Genomic DNA, 16,646 nt, shown 5'->3' with positions numbered 1-16,646 from the left:
GCTCAACCAGCCGATCGTCGCCATGGCGGCCGACGCCGACGAGCGCGGGTACTGGCTGTTCGCCGCTGATGGCGGCGTCTTCGCCTTCGGAGCTCGCTTCTCCGGCTCGACGGGCAACCTCGGCCTCAACCAGCCGGTCGTCGGCGCCGCCGCCGACCCCGACGGGCGCGGGTACTGGCTGGTCGCCTCCGACGGCGGCGTCTTCGCCTTCGATGCCGTCTTCGCCGGCTCCACCGGCGCGTTGACGCTGAACAGGCCGGTCGTCGGCATGGCCGCCGACCGCGACGGCACCGGCGGCTACTGGTTGTTCGCCTCCGACGGCGGCGTGTTCGCCTTCGGCGCCGCCTTCCGCGGCTCGACGGGCGACATCAGGCTGAAACCAACCGGTGATGGGCGCCGCGGCGTCGTGACCTCGACAGGGGCGGGATCGTAGGCACCAGGGATCCCGCCCCGCCTCGCCGGAGCGTTGAACCCCCGCGGCGGCCTGGCCCGGAGCTCCATGGGAGGGCGTTCATGCCGGCGGGGAGCGAGACGTTCAGGTCGAACGGGCCGCCCGAAGCAGGTCGTTAGACTACCGCCGAAATGGAACCCCGAGTGGCGGCGGGCGACCACCCGCGCCGCGACGTCGTGTTCACCTTCGCCACCGATTCGTGGGCGGACGCGGTGTCGCGGGACCACTGCATGCCGGGCGACCAGCTCGTCCTCTCGCTGGCCGACAGTCCCCGGGTGCACCGCCTGTTGGTCGCCGATCCGTGGCGCAGCGCGCCGGTGCGGGCGGTGCGCTGGCTCCAGGGATCGCCCCGCGTCCCGCGCCTCCAGGAGGCGAAGACGAGCGCGCGGCACGTTCGGCCGCTGCGGGTGCGACGGTACGACCCCGTGGGGCTCCCGTCCCTCCGTCGAGCGTACGAGCGCTACGACCGCTCGCTCCGGCGGGCGGCGGCCCGAGCCGGCCTGGTGCGACCGGCCGTCATCACCTGCAACCCCTTCGTCGCCGCCTTCTCGTCCTTTGACTGGGCGGGCCCGGTGACGCTGTACCTGTGGGACGACTGGGCCGCCCACCCGAGCAGTCGGAAGTGGTGGCCCGCCTACGAGGAGGCGTACCGGCTCGTGGGGGCCAGCGGGCGCCGCCTGGTCACCGTGAGCGAGCAGCTCATCGGCAGGGTAGGCCCCACGGGGCCGAGTGCCGTCATCCCGAACGGCGTGACCCCCGAGCAATGGGCCCCGCCCTGGGACGTCCCCGGGTGGTTCGCGGAGATGCCACAGCCGCGCGCCCTGTACATCGGCACCCTCGACGATCGGCTCGACACGGCTGCGCTGGCCGACGTGGCCGCCCGCTGGCCCGCCGGCCGCGTCGTCCTGGCGGGGCCGACCGTGGCCCCTTCCGTCCTCGCCCGCCTCGGCAGCGTCCCCAACATCGTCATACGGCCGCCGATGGGCCGAACGGAGCTGGCGGCGGTGGTCGCGGCCAGCGACGTCTGCCTCCTGGCCCACCGCACCACCGAGCTGACGCGCGCCATGAGCCCTCTGAAGCTCTACGAGTACCTCGCGGGCGGAGCGCGAGTGGTGGCGACCGACCTCCCGCCGGTGAGAGACGTCGACCCCTCGGTCCTCCTGGTGGAGCCCGGCGGGGCCTTCGCCGATGCCGTGGCGCAGGCGCTCGAGCGGCCCCGGCCGAGTGAGGAGACCCGTCGAGCATTCGTCGAGGCCAACAGCTGGACGTCACGTCACGAGGCGTTCCTCGACCTTGCCCTCGCCGACTGAGCCGTTCGGGCCCCGAGAAGGACGCAGCTACTGCCCCGCCTCCGGCCCCCGGGTCGGGGCGCGCCGGGCCGGTCGCCGTTCCCGCGAGGTGAACCACAGCGCATGGCGGGGACGGCCCGCCCGGAGCAGATCGGTGACCGTGACCGCCCGCCAACCCCGCAGCGCCAGGGCGTCCAGGAGATGGCACAGGAGCTCCTCCCGGTCGAGGGTGGGAGGCGCGCCGGCGCCGGGGCCCGGTTCGAAGCGGTCGTGCAACAACAGGACGCCTCCCGGGCACAGGTGGGCCATGCTGCGTCGCACCAGCTCGTCGACCTCGAGGTCGAGCCAGTCCTCGGCGGCTGCGCTCCAGTGCACCACCCGCAGGCCGGCGGCGCGGGCGACGACGAACGACAGGAGCGTCTGCTCGCCCCCCGGCGGCCGGAAGAGGGACACGGGTGAGCCGACGACCCGCTCGAGGCGGCGCTTGCCGTCGCGGACGATGCGGACGACCTCCCGGGCCGGCACGCCGGCGAGGCGGACGTGCTCGTCGCCGTGCAGGCCGACCTCGTGGGACTCGGCCATCCGGCGGACGACGTCGGGGTGGGCCTCGGCCCGCTGGGCGAGGACGAAGAACGTGGCGCGGGCGCCCCGACGGTCCAGCGTGGCGATCAGGCGGTCCGACTCCGTCTCGTCGGGCCCGTCGTCGAAGGTGAGGGCCACCAGGCCCTCCTCGGTGTGCACGCCGACGACGGTCCCCAGCACGCTTCCACCCAACCGGCGGAGCCCTGCGGGCAGGACGGCGCGTGCGACGCTGGTGAGCGACGTCACGGCGACCTCACGGGACGGGCCAGGGCGGGAAGCGGGTTGAACGATGGAACAGGCGACGGTCGACGTCAGCGTGGTCATCCCGGTGCGCAACGCCGCCGACCACCTCGAGGAGCAGCTCGCCGCCCTGGCGTCGCAGACCTACGAAGGGTCGTGGGAGGTCGTGGTCGCCGACAACGGGTCGACCGACGCGTCGTTGGAGGTGGTGCGGTCGTGGGCCCTCCGCGTGCCGCACCTCGAGATCGTGGACGCATCCGACCGGGCCGGCCCGAGCCACGCCCGGAACGTCGGCGCGGCCGCCGCCCGCGGCAGGGTCCTCGCCTTCGTCGACGCCGACGACGTGGCCGCGCCGACGTGGCTCGCCGAGCTGGTGGCGGCGGCCGCCGGCGCCGACGTGGTGGGCGGTGCTCTCGACGACGAGCGGCTCAACCCGCCGGCAGCCCGGCGATGGCGCGGTCCCACCGGCCAGGCCGACACGCCGGCGCCGCTCGGCTTCCTCCCCTTCGCACTGAGTGGCAACCTCGCCGTGCGGGCGGAGGTGTGGCGGGCGGTGGGCGGCTTCCGCACCGACTACGGCCACTGTGAGGACGTGGAGTTTTCCTGGCGGGTGCAGCTGGCCGGCTACCGCCTCGTCCACGCCCCGGCGGCCGTGGTCCACTACCGCCACCGCGACTCGCTGAGGGAGCTGGCGCACCAGGTCTTCTCCTGGAAGCGGGCCGAGGCGCGCCTGTACCGAGACTTCCGGGACCGCGGCGCCGGTCGCCGCACGGCGCGCCAGGTCCTCCGTTCGTACAGCTACACGGTCACCCGCCTTCCCTACCTCGCCATGTCGCGCTACCGGCGGGGCCTGTGGGTGGTCGCGGCGAGCGAGAACTGGGGCCGCATCGTCGGGAGCATCGAACACCGGGTCATCTGCCCTTGAGGTCGGCGTCGTCGGCCGGAGGCCCGGGCGGGCGGTGGGGCGACAGCAGCATGAGGAGGTCGTCGAGGACGGCGGGGCGAACCTTGAGGATAGTCCCGCCGTAGACGGCGGCACCGGTGCCGACGGTGGCGGCGACGACCAGCCAGGGCGCCGCGCCGGCGCGCTCGGTGGCCACCCGGACGACGGCGACCGCAGCCGCCATGACCGCGGTGGCGAGAAGGCAGGTGCGGAGGGCCCCCACCAGGGAGCGCACGCGGAGCCCGACGAGGCGCAGGGCGAGGGCGAACTCGGGGTAGGTCAGGGCGGCCACCACTGCCGCGTAGGCGCCGGCGATCCCGGTCAGCCCCCACTGCACGCCGACCAGGTAGCCGGCCATGACGGCCCCCGTCGAGACCAGCGACCATCGCAGCAGGAGGTCGGCCCGGCCCTTGACGACGAACAGGGTCCGGCACGTGAGCCTCACGCTCTCGAGGGCGCCGACCGGCGCCAGGATCCAGACCAGGGGCACGACCGGCTCCCACCTCGGCCCCAGGGTGGTGAGCACCAGGGGGCGGGCGATGATCGCCGCCCCGACCATGGCGGGCACGGTGACGAGGGCGACCGCCGCCGATGCCCGCAGGTAGGCCTCGACCACCTTGGCGTCGTCGTCCTGGTGGCGCGCCAGAGCCGGGAACAGGACCTCCGTCACCACGTTGGTGAACGACATCACGGGGTACATCAAGAGGCGCTGGGCGAACGAGTAGAACCCCAGCCCGCGCTGGCCCACGTACCGCGCGACGACCACCTTGTCGGCGTGGAAGACGAGGAACTCGAGGAAGTCGGCGGCGGACACGTTCACCCCGAAGCCGGCGACCTCCCGGAACGCGCGCCAGTCGGGGTCCCGGCCCGGGCGCCAACCGGACGACCACCAGGTCAGGACCGTGCTGATCGCCGACACGGCCACGGTGCCCGCCACCAGGGCCCACACGCCGCCACCCGCGGCGGCGAGGACGATGGAGAGGCCGCCGCCGACGATCGTGGCCGCCACCGAGATCCGGGCGATGCGGGCGAAGGCCATCTGCCGGCGCAGCAGGGCCTGGTGGACGTGGCCGCACGACGAGAGCAGCACGGCCGGCGCCATGGCGCGGAGGACGTCGACGGAGCGGGGCTCGTCCAGCAGGGCAGCGAAGAGCGGGCTGGCGACGGCGAGCGCGCCGGCCAGCACGACGCCGATGGCGAGGTTGACGACGAACACGGCGCTGAGCAGGCCGTCCGTGACGACCGGTCGCTGGATGACCGCCATCCCCGTGCCGAGGTCCTTGAAGAGGTCCAGGAACATCACGACGACCATCGCCGCCGCCAAGAGCCCGAAGTCGGCCGGCTCCAGGAGCCGGGCCAGGACGATTGACACGGCGAGGCGGGTGACCTGGGTCGAGAACTGACCGAGCGCCACCCACCTCGTGCCGCTGACGACCGCCTGTTCGCCGGGCCCCGTCCCGTCCCGGCCACCGGGCGGCGCTTCGGGATCCCGCGACGGCGACGTCAAACGGCCTTCTTGCGGGCCCGCCCGGCGCTGAGGACGGGGAAGTCGGGGTCGTGAAAGCCGAGCTCCCGCTCCGTCAGCTCCTCGGCGGCCAGCCCCAGGAGGAAGGCGACGGCGGTGCACACGTTCCCGTAGCCGGCGACGTCGAGCTCGGCACCCGGGCACGCCGCCCGGAGGAGGTCGGCCAGGCCGTCGGGGGTGAACCGCCAGCGGTCGCGGCCGGTGGACTCCGTGTCGAGCTTGCTCATGGACGGGACGGTGACCAGGAGCACACCGCCGGGCGCCAGCGACTCCCAGCAGTTGGCGAGCGCCAGCCGGGCGTCCCCGACGAGCTGCAGCGTCTGGAGGAGCAGGAAGCAGTCGAACCGGCCGGCGGGCAGGGAGCCGGGCTCGGCCAGGTCGGCGACGATGGTGGCCTCCGGGTTGGCGGCGTCGATGTCCACGACGTCCTCGCGCACGACGGCCGGCCCGCCGAAGCGGCGGATGTACGAGGGGTCCTTGACCTCCGCCGCCCGTCCCCTGACGTCGGCGGCGTGGCGGCGGCAGAAGTCGTCGATGAAGACGCGGTCGACCGGGGTGCCGCGGTCGAACCCCCACGAGCGGTTGAACGGCTCGAGCCGCCGGAGGTTCCCCCAGCGCGCCGGCCTGACCAGGCGGATGACGCGGTCGGGCAGGCGACGGGCCACCAGACCGCGGGCCCGCCTCACACGCCCCGACACCGCCTCGCAGTATATTCGGGCCGCCTTCCGGGGCTCCCCGAGGAGTCGCCGTACCTGGAGCGGGGCTTCGGCTGGCAACCGCGACGGGACCCGAACCCGGGACGCCGCGTCGAAGGCGGAGGCCCCGCGTCCGGGCGCCGAGCTCGACCGGCCCAGGGGCCTGTCCCACCGTTCAGGACTGACAGTCCACCGCGAGGGCCAACGCTTCGCACACCTGGTCCATCCGCCGGTCGCTCAGCCGGCCGAGCCGCTGGACGAGCACCGCAATCGAGGCGCTCTCGACCGAGTCGAGGTTCACCGCGGACCGGCGCGGCACCGGGTCGTCTGCCGGCTCCAGGACCACCTCGCTGGGCAAGCCTCGCACGGTGGTGGTGCACGGACCGATGAGCGCCCGTCCGACGCGGGGGATGGCGGCGTTGCGCGACAGCACGACGACGGGTCGGCGCCCCACGTCGGGGAGCTCGCACCACCAGACCTCTCCCCGCCGAGGAACGTCGGTCACGACGCCGCCGCAGCTTCTCGGAACGACGCGAGGTCGCCCCACTCGTCGGGCTCATCCATCGGATGGTCGTCGTACGCGGCATACGCAGCGTCGATCTCGGCCGCCCGGCTCTTGCTGACCAGCGCCGCAAGGGCGGCGTCGAGCAGCGCCGCATCGTTGAGCCCGGCCCGAACCGCTCGCGCTTCGGCGAGGAGGTCGCCGTCGACGGTCGTACTGATGCGCTCCCGTGCCATGGCACAACTATGCCACAGTCATGGCATACACAGCGGGGCGTCCCCGCGGTACCGATCGGCGTGCGCCCGGGCCGGTGAACCTCCACGGGACGGAGCCAGTGAGGTGAGCGGCACCGGCACCGGCGACGATCTCGGGTGGGCGGGCACTCGCGGGCGGAGGCCTTCCGGGGCCGTCGCAGGAGCCAGACACTGACGCGCGGCCCGTTTCCGGTCCACTACTGAGCAACCGAGACCGTGTCCGGCGGCGCGACTAAGTAGCGGGCTACCGAAGAATCGAACCGCGCGTCCACCTACGTTTCCGGCGCACGACGCGAACGGGCCGAGCAGGGGCGAGGGGCCGTTCCCGTCGCTCACGGGGCGAGTCGGGGGACGATGCTGTGACGGCACGACATCGGTTGCTGGTCGGTGCGGCGCTGGCCGGTCTGTGGCTCGCGTTCGCCAACGTGGGCGGCGCCAACGAGCCGCCGGCCGAGCTGAACGTCGTCTGCGTCGACTCGCAGGGCAACGTGTACCAGGCGGCGTCGGCGGGCGACTGCGGCCGCCGCACGACCGTCTATCGCCTGCCGCAGGACCGCCCGTTCCTCATGTGCTCGGACAACCGCTCCGGCGCCCTCCGCTGGGTGGCGAAGTCGAACGGGTGCACGAGCCGGGAGTCGCTGCTGACGGTGCCCGACAGCGGTCCGATCTACGTGTGCTCGCGCAACAAGCAGGCCGGCGCCGTGCTCCCGACGGGGCTCCTGCGCCACGTGAGCGACCCCGGGCAGTGCGACCCGAAGGCGGAGACGCCGTACGTCACGCCTGCGGCGCCCGTCCCCGCGGCGGACACGTTCCACGCCAGCGAGGACGAGCTGCTCGAGGTGCCGCCGAGGGGCGTGCTGGCCAACGACTTCGACCTCACGGGCCAGCCGCTGACCGCGCACGCCGTGACGCCCCCGAGCCCGCTCGGGACCTTCCTCCTCCGCACCGACGGCTCGTTCCGGTACGACCCGCGCACGCTGTTCGACCACCTCGACGACGGCGCCGTCGCCTACGTGCCCTTCGACTACGCGGCCGACGACGGGGCCCTGCGCTCGGCGCCGGCGCGGGCGACCATCGTGGTCCGGGGCCGCAACGACGTGCCCGTCGCCCTCCCGGACGCGTACGACGTGCCCGAGGACTCGGTCCTCACGGTCCCGGCGGGCGCCGGCGTGCTGGCCAACGACACCGACGCCGAGACGCACCCGCTGTCGGCCGTGCTCGTGTCCGGGCCGGCGCAGGGCGCCCTGACGCTCAACTCCGACGGCTCGCTCCGCTACGACCCCGGCGCCACGTTCCAGTCGCTGGCCGGTGGGCAGTCGTCGGCGGTGACGTTCACCTACCTCACCAGGGACGGCACCTCGGAATCCTCGACCGCCACCGTCACCGTCACCGTCAAGGGCGTGAACGACGCGCCCGTCGTGCGGAGCGACCAGTACACGACGGACGAGAACACCGTCCTCACCGTGGCGGCACCGGGCGTGCTGGCCAACGACACCGACGCCGAGAACCAGGCGCTCGCCGCCCATCTGGTGTCCGGCCCCACCGCCGGCACGCTGTCGGCGCCGCTGGCGGGCGACGGCTCGTTCGCCTTCGACCCGCGGGTCGCCTTCGACGGGCTCGACACGGGCCAGTCGGCGACGGCCACGTTCGTCTACCGGGCCGTGGACGCCCAGGGCGGTGAGGCCGAGGGCCAGGTGACGGTCACGGTCGTCGGCGTCGGGCTGCCGGTGGCGGTGAACGACGAGGTGACGACCGACGAGGACACGGCCGTCGCCGTCGACGTCCTGGCCAACGACGCCCGCCGGGGTGGTGCCATCACCGCCGTCGGGCCGGCGCTCGGATCGGTGCAGGGGCCGGACAGCCGCCAGCTGCTCACCTACGACCCGAGGGCGCGCGACAAGGCGGCCGCCGACCAGGACCCGTTCGACCACCTGCAGGCCGGGACGACGGGCACGGACGGGTTCACGTACACCGTCACCAACGCCGAGGGCTCCGTGCAGGGCAACGTGGTGGTCCGCGTCGCCGGCCGCAACGACGCCCCGGTGGCCGTGGCCGACGCCGGCTACTCCGTCCCGAGCGGCCAGCGGCTGACGGTGCCCGCGCCCGGCGTGCTGGGCAACGACACCGACGCCGAGGGCGACCCGCTGTCGGCCGTGCTGGTCTCGCCACCGGCCCGGGGCCGGCTCACGCTCGACCCGGACGGGTCGTTCGTGTACGAGCCGGCCGACGACCTGCCCGCCGGGCAGGCGGCCACCGTCACCTTCTCGTACCGCGCCAGCGACGGCCGCGCCGAGTCCGGTACGGCCACGGCGTCCGTCCAGATCCAGGGGGTCAACCACCCGCCGGCCGTCCCCGCCCAGGAGCTCACCGTCCGCGAGGACCGCGGCGCCGGGCACGTGATCGGCCAGGTCGCCTTCTCCGACCCGGACCCCGGCCAGTCGCACTCGTTCGCCATCGTGGCGGGCGACCCGACGGACCTCTTCGACGTCGACGCGGCCGGGACGCTCCTCCTGAACCGCCCCGACCTGGACTTCGAGACCACGCCGGCCTATGCCCTGACGCTCACCGTCACCGACGAGGCGGGCGCCTCGGGCTCCGGCGCGCTCACCGTCCGGGTCGTCGACGTGAACGAGCAGGGCGCGTCGGCCGACGACGCCTACGCGGCCATCGGGAACACCCAGCTGGCCGCGGGCGGCGCCGCCCCCACCGGAACGGTGGCGGCCCGCACGGCGGCGGCCAAGGTGCTCGACAACGACAGCGATCCCGACGGGTCTGGGTCGCTCTCGGTCGTGGTGCCGGCGCCGAACGGCCCGCAGCCCACGTCGCAGGGCGGCTCGTACGTGATGCAGCCCGACGGGCGGTTCGTGTACGACCCGCCGGCCGGCTTCGTGGGGACGGACACGTTCACGTACACGGCGACCGACGGCACGAACACCACGCCGGCCGCCACCGTCCGGATCACGGTGCGCAACCGGGTGTGGTACGTCGACAACCGCCTGGCGGGGGCGGGGACCGGCACCTCGCGGTCGCCCTTCTCCTCGCTGGCGCCGGTGGCGGGCGCCTCGGGCGGCCCCGACGGCCCGTGCACGGGGACGGGTCCCACGCTGTCGTGCGACTGGGTCCACCTCGCGTCGACCACCACGCCGTATCAGGGGCCGCTCGTCCTGGAGGACGGCGAGCGCCTCGTCGGCCAGGGCGCCGACCTGGTGGTGGACGGGACGCTGCTGATCGCCCGCGCCCCGACGGCGCCGACCATCGCCTTCTCCACCGCCGCCGGCGGCGTCGAGCTGGCCACCGGGAACGACGTCCGCGGCGTCGACGTGGCCGGCGCCGGCGGGCCCGCCCTCCACGGCGACGGGTTCGGCACCCTCACCATGGCCGCCGGCCGGCTGAGCAGCGCCGGGGGACCGGCCCTGAGCCTGGCGAACGGGAGCCTGGCCGGCGCCGGGGCCCCCGCCGCCACGGCCGCCGTCCTCGACTCGACGGGCTCGCTCACCGACGGGGTCCACCTCGACCGGGTGGCCGGGGCGCTCAGCGTGCCCGGCGCCACGACGGTGGCGTCGCCCGCCGCCGCCGGCGTCCGCATCCTCGCCAACACCGCGCAGGTGACGCTGTCGTCGGTGGCGGTGAGCGACGCCACCGGCGCCGGCCTGGAGGTCGTCGACAACCGCGGGGCCGTCGCCGTGAACGGCGGGACGATCGCGCGAACCGCCGGCACGGGGCTCGAGGTCCGAGGCGGCGCCGACAACGGGTCGCTGGTGGTGCGGGCGGGCGGTGAGCGAGGGCAGCGGCCGCGCCGTCCACGTGCGGTGCGAGGTGTCCTCGCCGGACTGCGGCGCCGGCGCGGTGCTGGTGGCCGGCCCGGTCTCGAGCACCACGGGCGGCGTCGCCGTGGTGGACAACCGGGACGGCTCGACCGTCGTGTTCAGCGGCGGCCTCGACCTCTCCACCGGGGCGCTGCCCGCGTTTGTGGCCACCGACAGCTCGTCGCTCGAGGTCAGCGGCAGCGCCAACGTGCTGCGCACGACCACCGGGATCCCCCTCGACGTCCACGACGTGGCCCTCACGCCCGCCGGTCTCACCTTCCGGAGCATCTCCGCCTCGGGCGCCCCGTACGGCGTCTCGCTCGTGCGCACCGGGACGGCCGGAGGGCTCCGGCTCACCGGCACGGGGACGCCCGACAGCGGCGGCGTCGTCGCCAACCCCACCGTGGCCGGCGTCCGGATCGAGAGCGGCGCCAGGTCGACCATCGCCCTGCTCCGCGTCAACGCCAGCGACGCCCACGGCGTGGTCGTGCTCGACGCCGACGACGTCGCCCTCGAGCGGCTCTCCGTCGACGACGCCGGCGCTGACGGCATCCACGCCGAGCGGGTGAACCGGCTGTCCATCACCGGCGCGACCGTGCAGCGCAGCCTGGGAAGCGGCGTCGCGCTGGCGGAGGCGCACGGCGCCTCCCGGATCGCCACCACCACGGTCCGCGGGTCGCGGGGCGCCGGCAACCTGTGGGTGCGCAACGCCACGGCGCCGGCGCCCGGCGTGGCCGACGTGCTCACCCTGGCCGGGAACCGCAGCGAGCTGGACACGACCCGCAGCCTGGTCGCCGAGGCTTCGGGCGCCGGCCGGCTCCGGGTTCTCGTCGGCAGCGCGCTCGACCTGAACGGCGGCAACACCTTCACCGAGGGGGTGCAGGCCGTGGCCGGCTCCGCCCGCGACGGAGGCGTGCTCGACCTCCACCTCACCAAGCTCACCGCCCTGTTCGCCCAGCAGAACGCCGTCGACGTCCTCGCCGACGGAGCGGGCTCGGTCGCCACGGTGGCCATGATCGACAACACGCCCGACCGCGGTGGGCAGATCCTCCGCCCGGGCCGCGGCAGCTTCCGGATGGCGAGCGGCGTGCTGCTGCGGGCGACGGCCGGCGGCCTCGTGACGGGCACCGTCGAGAACAACCTGATCGACGACCCGAACGGGAGCGGCATCGTCGCCGCTGCCGACGGGGGGACGGTCGACGTCACCATCCAGCAGAACCAGGTCCGCCGGGCCGGCTGCGGCACGGGGCTCGACGACAGCTGCGCGGTCCCGGCCGGCCAGACGGAGTGCGCGCCGCTCGCCGCCACGACGCTGCCCGTGGGCATCGAGGCGGTCGCCCTCGCCTCGGGCGGCACGCCGAGCACGGCGAGGGCCGCCATCCGCAAGAACACCGTCGTCGACTCGCTCGGGCACGGGATCCTGGGACGGGCGCAGGGGGCGGACAGCGACGCTGCCGTCGTGGTCGACGGCAACCGGGTGGAGCAGACGCGCCCGTGCAGCTTCGGGCGGGCCGACGTCCCCGAGCCGCCGAACACGCCGGTCGTCGACCAGAGCCGCCCGGGCGACGCCATCGCCGCCACGGCCCTGGGCGGGACGATCGAGCTCACGTCCGTCCGCAACGTCGTCGCCCTCACCACCGCCCCCGCCGCCGGCATCGCCATGGCGCTCGCCGGCGAGGCGGCCGGCTCCCTCGAGTCGACCGACGACCGGCTGAGCGGGGGGCGCGACGGTGTGCACGTGGCGGCCGGGGGCCTGTCCCACGCCGACGTCGCCGTCTCCGGCCTCACCCGCTCGGGCGGCTCCCGCCACGGCGTCCACCTCGAATCGTCGGGCGGCTCGGCGCTGCGCCGGTCGGCCGTCGACTTCACCGTGGTGGGCGGCGGGGCGGCGGGCCCCGCCGTATCCGGTACGGGCGGTGACGGCGTCAGCGTCGCCTCCCGGTTCGGCGGGACGTTCACGGGGACGGCGCGCGACCTGCGGGTGGAGAACCCGGCCGGCAACGGCATCAGGGTACGGGCGCTCGGCGCCGGCGACGTCGACAGCACGGGGAGCGTCCGCATCCAGGCCAACACGATCGGCGGGTCGGTGGGCGAGCGCGGCATCGTCGTGGAGGCCGACACCGACAAGGCGCTGGGCGGCGTGGCCCGGCTCGACGCCGCCGTCGTGGGCAACACCGTCGCCCCGAGCTCGGGCGCCGCCGTCGGCATCGACGCCAGGACGGTGTTCACCGCGCCGACGTCGGACGACATCCTCGTGCCGCCGCCCCCGTCCGACGCCGAGTCGTGGATGTGCCTCGACCTGGCCGGCAACCGGTCGACGGCGACGGCCGGCGCCGACTACCGGCTGGAGAAGTCCGACGACTCGGCGTTCCTGCTGGCGGACTTCCCCGCCACCAGCAACGGCAACAACCCGCTCCACGTCGAGAGCTGGGTCGTCACCACCAAGCTGAACACCCGCAACCCGAGCGGCGCCCCCGCCGTGGTCGTCGACGGCTCCGGTTACACGGCGTCCACCGGGTGCGCCGTCCCGCCGCCGCCGGCGCCGTAGGGGGAAGGAGGCCTGATGCGACGAACGACACGGGCGGGCGCCGCGAGCACCGGCGCGGGTGTGGGCCGCCGGCGCCTGGCCGGGCTGCTGGCCGCCGTCGTGGCCGTCACGGCGACGGCCTTCCTGGCGCCGCCGCCGGCCGCCGCCATCCACGCCGAGAAGTGCGACGGGCCCTACCCCTACACGTCGATGGACACGGTGCGGGACGAGAGCATCGCCGAGGGCATCGTCATCGGGCTCGAGCTCGTCCAGACGATCCTGTCGGCCGCCGCCGACGCCGTGGAGCAGGCGGCCGAGAAGGCGGAGGACGCGGCGGTCGCCAACCCCGAGCCCGTCTCCTCCAAGGCCATGTTCACCGCCGCGCACACCCTCGAGCGGTCCACGCTGATCATGCGCATCGCCGTGATGATCGCCGACGGCACCGTCGCCGCCGGCAAGGTCGCGCACCTCGCCCTGGTGACGCAGAACAAGCTGGCGGACATCTGCCGCACCGACCGGCACTGGCAGCTGGAGGACGAGCTGCTCGCCTCGGCGATACGCAGGGACCTCGCCGCCACGACCACGCCGGTGGCGCTGTTCGTGCTCCCCGAGGCCAACGGCGGGTTCATCGACGTCGAGAAGTTCGGCGTGCGGGACCTGGTCACGGCGACGATCGACCGCATGGTCGAGCTGAAGCAGTGCACGTGCACGTCGGCCAAGTCGTACCTGTCCCAGGGCAACAGCCACTTGGCCGCCGGCAGCTACAAGAAGGCCTACACCGCCTATCGCCAGGCGTACGTGCTGGCGTTCAGCAACTAGGGGGCGCCGTGAGACGGATGATGACTCGACCGAGGGCGAGAGCCCTGCTCGTCGTGGCGGCAGTGGCGGCCGGGGGCTTCGTCACCGGGGGCCACCTGGCCGGCGCACAGGAGAGCTCGACCGGCGACGCACCGCCGGACGCCTGCACGCTGGTGACCAAGGCCGAGGCCGAGGCCGTGCTCGGGTCGTCCGTGGTGGTCAACGAGAACCCCGCGCTGTGCTCGTTCACCGTGGCGACCCGCGGGGAGTTCCGGTCGCTCTCGGTCGGACCGGCACCCGAACCGCTCACCGCCGAGAACTTCGCCACCGCCATGGGCGACTACGCCGGCTCCGGCAACGCGACCCTCCGGACGGCGGACGCCGGCGACGAGGCCATGGCCACGCTCGGCGAGCTGGTGTCGCAGCTCGTGGCCCGGAGGGGCGAGACCTTCGTCACCGTGGTGCTCGTCAACGGGTCGGGGTCGGCCGACGAGCGCATCTCGCAGATGGCGGGCCTGGCCGATCGCGCACTGGCGAGGATGCCGTGAGGCCGCCGCTGCACCGGCGCCGGCGGGCGACAGGGCTGTGCGTCGCGCTCGTGGCGTCGCTGGTCGCCGCCGGGCTCGCCCTCGGGCCGGGCCCCGCGCTCGCCATCCACGAGGAGGCGTGCGTCGAGAAGCCGTACACGCCCATGGGCGCCCACGACGAGCACATCGCCAACTCGGCGGTGATCCTCGCCGAGCTGACCCAGGCGCTCCTCGAGGACAGCAAGCTCAGCGCCATCGCCGCCCTCGTGGCCGCCGGCGTCACGACGGCCACCAAGGTGGCGGCCCTGGTCGTCAAGGGCCAGAACCAGACGGCGGACATCTGCCGCATCGACGAGCACTGGAACCTCGAGGACCAGCTCATGCAGATCCGGATCCAGGCCGACCTCGCCGTCACGACGACCGCCGACTCGGGGTTCGTGCTGCCCGCCGACGGCGAGGGCCACGCCCCGGACTTCATCAACTCCAAGGGCGTGGGCGTGCAGTCCGAGGTGGGCAACACGATCGACGCCATGGTCGAGCTGAAGCAGTGCACGTGCACCTCGGCCAAGTCGTACCTCGCCGCCGCCGACAGCCAGCTCGCCGCCGGGAACTACAAGAAGGCCTACACGTACTACCGCCAGGCGTACGTGCTCGCCTTCAGCAACTGAGGGGACGGAGAGATGGACGGCATCCGCCGCAGCCACAGGCGACACCCGCGCCGTCAACGGTGTCGACCTGGCGGTGCGCCGCGGCTCGATCTACGGAGTGCTCGGGCCCAACGGCGCCGGGAAGACCACCACCATCCGCATGCTGGCCACCCTGCTGCACCCCGACGCCGGGAGGGCGCAGATCCTCGGGCACGACATGGTGCGCGAGGCGGAGGCCGTGCGCGCTGCCATGAGCCTCACCGGCCAGAACGCCTCGGTCGACGAGGATCTCACCGGCCGCGAGAACCTCATCCTCCTGGGCCGCCTCCTAGGCCTGAAGCGAGCGGGCGCCAAGACCCGGGCCACCGAGTTGCTGGACGCCTTCGGTCTGGCCGAGTTCGCCGGCAAGCTCGTCAAGCACTACTCGGGCGGGATGCGACGCCGGCTGGACATCGCTGCCAGCATCGTCGTCACGCCTCAGCTGATGTTCCTCGACGAGCCCACCACCGGGCTCGACCCCCGCTCCCGCAGCCAGGTGTGGGACATCATCCGGGCACTGGTCGCGGAGGGCACGACAATCCTGCTCTGCACTCAGTACCTGGAGGAGGCCGACCAGCTCGCCGAGGGCATCGCCGTCATCGACCACGGGAGCGTCATCGCCGAGGGCACGCCGAGCCAGCTCAAGGCGTCCGTCGGCTCGGGCACACTGCACGTGCGCCTCCTGGACCCCAGCCAGCGTGACGAGGCAGAGACGGTGCTCCACCGAGAGCTGGGCGGCGTCACCCGGGAGGCGGATCCGGCTGCCCTGTCGGCTCCGTGCGCGAACGGCGACCTGGGAGCGGCGGTCGTCGCCCACCTGGCCGGCGCCGGCATCCACGTGGCCGCCTTCTCCCTCGGCCAGCCCAGCCTGGACGAGGTGTTCCTGGCCCTCACCGGCCATCCCGCCGAGGAACGCCCCGGCGACCGGACCGGCGCCGACGACGAGGGGATCCACGCATGAGCGGCAAGCCGATTGCAGAGGCGGCGTCGGCCACGACGGCTGACCAGGCGGCGGTCCGCCGCGCCATCTCCTCGACACCACGCCCGCCGAAGGCGAGCGCCGTGTCGGCAGCGCTCACGTTCGCGTGGCGCGGAATGCTGAAGGTGAAGCACGTCCCGGAGCAGCTCCTCGACGTCACCGTCACACCCGTGATGTTCGTGGTGATGTTCACCTACATCTTCGGCGGGGCCGTCTCGGGCTCGACGGGCGAGTACCGCGACTACCTGCTCCCCGGCATCCTCGTCATGTCGGTGCTCTTCACCACCGTGTACTCCGGCGTGGCGCTCAACACCGACCTCACCAAGGGCGTCGTGGACCGGTTCCGCTCGCTTCCGATCTGGCGTCCGGCGCCGCTGCTCGGCTCGATGATCGGCGACACGGTCCGCTACGTGCTGGCCGGCACCGTGATCATCCTCGTCGGCGTCGCCCTCGGCTTCCGGCCCGACGCGGGGGCGGGAGGGGCGGTCGCTGCGTTGCTGCTCGTGGTCGTCTTCGCCTTCGGCCTGTCGTGGGTGTTCACCACCCTCGGGCTCGTCCTCCGTTCGCCGAGCGCGGTGCTCAACGCCGGGTTCATGGGCGTCTTCCCGCTGACGTTCCTCTCCAACGTGTTCGTGGAGCCCGAGACGCTCCCCGGTCCGCTCGAAGCCTTCGTCAACGTCAACCCGATCTCCATCCTGGCCGACGCCTCGCGAGGCCTCATGGCCGGGGACGCCGACGCCGGCGACATCACCATCGTGCTGGTCGTGGCGGCCGGGCTGACGGCCGTGTTCGCACCCCTGACGACGCGCCTGTACCGCAAGAACTGACGCAGGCCACGACCG

At 73.9% G+C, this 16,646-nt stretch carries 13 protein-coding genes and 1 pseudogene; 9 read left to right on the top strand and 5 right to left on the bottom strand.

The window, feature by feature from the left end; translation table 11 throughout:
* Positions 1 to 433 (top strand): hypothetical protein (locus VM242_00915; GenBank protein ID HVM03708.1); only part of this gene is annotated, 433 nt, incomplete at its 5' end.
* 149 nt (positions 434 to 582) lie between these two features.
* Complete coding sequence (locus tag VM242_00910) at positions 583 to 1,761, top strand: glycosyltransferase (protein ID HVM03707.1); 1,179 nt, start codon at positions 583 to 585, stop codon at positions 1,759 to 1,761.
* A gap of 27 nt (positions 1,762 to 1,788) precedes the next feature.
* On the opposite strand, the gene VM242_00905 is transcribed toward VM242_00910, so the two are convergent.
* Positions 1,789 to 2,568: a polysaccharide deacetylase family protein gene (locus tag VM242_00905; GenBank protein HVM03706.1), complete on the bottom strand. Its 780-nt coding sequence runs from the start codon at positions 2,566 to 2,568 to the stop codon at positions 1,789 to 1,791.
* 43 nt (positions 2,569 to 2,611) lie between these two features.
* Here VM242_00905 and VM242_00900 point away from each other — a divergent pair, with 43 nt between their 5' ends.
* The gene (locus tag VM242_00900) at positions 2,612 to 3,487 is read left to right on the top strand and encodes a glycosyltransferase (protein ID HVM03705.1); all 876 of its coding nucleotides are present in this window, start codon (positions 2,612 to 2,614) and stop codon (positions 3,485 to 3,487) included.
* Here the strand turns inward: VM242_00900 and VM242_00895 are convergent.
* The 4 genes from VM242_00895 to VM242_00880 all read right to left on the bottom strand — a co-directional run bounded on the left by VM242_00895 (position 3,474) and on the right by VM242_00880 (position 6,463).
* On the bottom strand, positions 3,474 to 5,012 hold the full coding sequence (locus tag VM242_00895) for a lipopolysaccharide biosynthesis protein (GenBank protein ID HVM03704.1): 1,539 nt from the start codon (positions 5,010 to 5,012) through the stop codon (positions 3,474 to 3,476). The genes VM242_00900 and VM242_00895 overlap by 14 nt on opposite strands.
* Positions 5,009 to 5,728 (bottom strand): hypothetical protein, encoded by a 720-nt coding sequence (locus VM242_00890; GenBank protein HVM03703.1) that lies wholly within the window; start codon positions 5,726 to 5,728, stop codon positions 5,009 to 5,011. Before VM242_00890 ends, VM242_00895 begins: the two co-directional genes overlap by 4 nt.
* A gap of 172 nt (positions 5,729 to 5,900) precedes the next feature.
* Positions 5,901 to 6,230 (bottom strand): type II toxin-antitoxin system PemK/MazF family toxin, encoded by a 330-nt coding sequence (locus tag VM242_00885; GenBank protein HVM03702.1) that lies wholly within the window; start codon positions 6,228 to 6,230, stop codon positions 5,901 to 5,903.
* Positions 6,227 to 6,463 carry an antitoxin MazE5 gene (locus VM242_00880; protein ID HVM03701.1) on the bottom strand — a complete coding sequence of 79 codons (237 nt, stop codon included), beginning with the start codon at positions 6,461 to 6,463 and terminating at the stop codon, positions 6,227 to 6,229. The genes VM242_00885 and VM242_00880 overlap by 4 nt, the downstream gene beginning before the upstream one ends.
* A gap of 377 nt (positions 6,464 to 6,840) precedes the next feature.
* Between VM242_00880 and VM242_00875 the strand changes: the two genes are divergently transcribed.
* From VM242_00875 to VM242_00850, 6 genes and pseudogenes are all read left to right on the top strand, one after another.
* A complete protein-coding gene (locus tag VM242_00875; protein HVM03700.1) occupies positions 6,841 to 10,833 on the top strand; it encodes an Ig-like domain-containing protein in 3,993 nt (1,330 codons plus the stop codon).
* A gap of 2,017 nt (positions 10,834 to 12,850) precedes the next feature.
* Positions 12,851 to 13,633, top strand: a complete 783-nt coding sequence (locus tag VM242_00870; protein ID HVM03699.1) for a hypothetical protein — start codon at positions 12,851 to 12,853, stop codon at positions 13,631 to 13,633.
* Positions 13,634 to 13,641: 8 nt separating this feature from the next.
* Positions 13,642 to 14,160 carry a hypothetical protein gene (locus VM242_00865; protein HVM03698.1) on the top strand — a complete coding sequence of 173 codons (519 nt, stop codon included), beginning with the start codon at positions 13,642 to 13,644 and terminating at the stop codon, positions 14,158 to 14,160.
* The gene (locus VM242_00860; protein HVM03697.1) at positions 14,157 to 14,807 is read left to right on the top strand and encodes a hypothetical protein; all 651 of its coding nucleotides are present in this window, start codon (positions 14,157 to 14,159) and stop codon (positions 14,805 to 14,807) included. Before VM242_00865 ends, VM242_00860 begins: the two co-directional genes overlap by 4 nt.
* Positions 14,808 to 14,856: 49 nt before the next feature.
* Positions 14,857 to 15,786 (top strand): annotated as a pseudogene (locus tag VM242_00855) (ATP-binding cassette domain-containing protein).
* Positions 15,783 to 16,631, top strand: coding sequence for an ABC transporter permease (locus VM242_00850; GenBank protein HVM03696.1), 849 nt, complete (start codon positions 15,783 to 15,785; stop codon positions 16,629 to 16,631). The pseudogene VM242_00855 and the gene VM242_00850 overlap by 4 nt, the downstream one beginning before the upstream one ends.
* The last annotated feature ends 15 nt before the right edge of the window (positions 16,632 to 16,646 follow it).

The organism is Acidimicrobiales bacterium (assembly GCA_035540975.1).
Lineage (GTDB): Bacteria > Actinomycetota > Acidimicrobiia > Acidimicrobiales.
Note: the sequence above shows the minus strand (reverse complement) of the source record. Positions and strands in the feature narration are given on the sequence as shown.